At 67.5% G+C, this 2112-nt stretch carries 1 protein-coding gene; it reads left to right on the top strand.

What is annotated here, in order from left to right; genetic code table 11:
* Positions 1 to 1064: IS701 family transposase (locus IF89_RS0135070; RefSeq protein WP_051808139.1), on the top strand; the 1064-nt coding region annotated here is incomplete at its 5' end.
* Between the last annotated feature and the right edge of the window lie 1048 nt (positions 1065 to 2112).

The following is a 2112-nucleotide window of genomic DNA, read 5'->3' as shown; positions in this document are numbered from 1 at the left end:
GCGTCTGGGATGCAGACGCGGTCCGTGACGACGTGCGGGACCATGTTGCCGAACGGCTCGGGCCGGGCGGCGTGCTGATCATCGACGACACCGGTTTCATCAAGAAGGGCGTCACATCGGCCGGGGTCGGCCGGCAGTACACCGGCACATCGGGGAAGATCGACAATTGCCAGATCGGAGTGTTCGCCGCCTACGCCACCGGCCGTGGACGGGCCTTGGTGGACCGGGAGTTGTATCTGCCAAAGGCATGGACGTCGGATCGGGAACGCTGCCGGGCGGCGAAGATCCCCGACGAGCGCCACTTCGCCACGAAGGGCGAGCTCGCGAAGGCGATCGTGGCCCGCTGCCTGGCCGCGGGCCTGCCGGCGGACTGGGTGACGGCGGACGAGGCTTACGGACAGGAGTGGAAGTTCCGACGCCTGCTCGAGGAGCTCGGGGTCGGCTATGTGGTCGCGGTGCCGAAATCGCAGCAGGTCAAGAGCCTGGCAGGGTTCTGGAGAATCGACGAACTCATTGCGGAGGCACCCGAGGAGGCATGGCAGCGGATCTCCTGCGGCGACGGAGCGAAGGGCCCGCGCGTCTACGACCGGGCCAGCGCAAGGCTGCCGGCGATCGGTTTCTTCGACGGGGACGAGCCCACCCATCACCGCTGGGTTCTTGCCCGCCGGAGCCTGACCCGGCCCGCCGAGATCGCCTTCTACTTCGCTTACGCGCCTGTGGCCTGCACGGTTGCCGATCTGGCGAGGGTGGCCGGGATGCGGTGGGCGATCGAGGAATGCTTTCAGGCCGCGAAGAACGAGTGCGGCCTGGACCAGTACGAGGTCCGGCGATACGTCGGCTGGTATCGGCACGTCACCCTGGCCATGCTCGCTCACGCCTTCCTCGCCTTCCTCGCCTTCCTCGCCGGCCTCGCCGGCCTCGCCGCCGATGAGGCGGTAAAAGGGGCTGCAGAAACGACCCCACCAGCAGGATCGTCGCTCTCACCGTGGCAGAGATCCGCAGGCTCATGGAACATTTCCTGCCCCGACGCACCACTCGATGCGACCCACGAGATCACGCACTGAGCTGGTCCCACTGGCGACGCCGCCGCCAAGCAACCGCGCGACGCAGCCATCACCAAAGAAGAACCAGCTCAGGACACGATCCGCTACTGGAGTACTAGGGCTGGGAAGATGCGGTGGTCTTCGCTCCGGGGATGGCGGCCGCGCAGCGGGAGCAGCACTCCATTACCTGCCACCAGCGCCCTACCCGATCAGACGGCATGGCCGCCCCCGCGCGGCCGGTGTCGGGCACATGGGCACGGCAGCCTCTGAAGCGGCACGCGCAGTACGCTCCGGCCCGTGGTGCGGGCGCAGCTCGCAAATGGGCATTGATGTGGGCGACCGCAGCGGCACGGGCGGCAGCCGCAGTGGAATGACGCTGCTCAGCGCAGGCGGGGCGGCTGCACGAGATACGTACGGCCGCACTCCCCCGGCCGACGGTGTCCAGACGCACCGTCCAACGGCGCCCCGGCACCCGTTCCTCCAGCTCGCTCACAGCGGCCTGCCTCATCCCGTTCGTCCTCCCGGTGTCCCCCATACCACCCAACCCAACCCCTCGACATGGGCAGTATGCGACGGACTCACCGTACGCGGCACATGGGCAGGACACGTGAACTTGCTCTGCCAGTCAAACCTCGACGAGCTGATCGACGATCACCAGGAGGATACGGAGCTTGAGTCTCCACCGATTGGCGCTCCGCTCGGTGGAGACTGAATACGACTAGTTCTGGTGGGGTCTTGGCGATCATCTGCTTCCGATGTCTCTGAGGTCTGTTGTGCTTGCTATGCCCCACCCCCGCCGCAAGGGCGGCCTCGTTGGTCTTCTAGTCCTAGTAAGCGCTGGCACCGCCCTTTGCGGCGCCCCGGCCGAAGCACGCGCCGTTCCTGGCTTCCGCTCCATTGCTGCTGGCGACTCGGCTGCGGTGTCGGGTGTGTTTGCCCCGGGTGAGGAGGCGGGGGGTGCGGTGGATGTGCGGACCGGCCGCTACTCCCTGGAGGTGCCGCTCCTGGCGACGGCGGGGCGTGGGGAGGCGGGGTTTGCGCTGGCTCTGTCGTATGACCAGGAGTTGTC

The organism is Streptomyces sp. NRRL F-2664, from assembly GCF_000719345.1.
GTDB lineage: Bacteria > Actinomycetota > Actinomycetes > Streptomycetales > Streptomycetaceae > Streptomyces.
The sequence above is the reverse complement of the archived record's forward strand: the minus strand, read 5'-3'. Positions and strand labels throughout refer to the sequence as shown.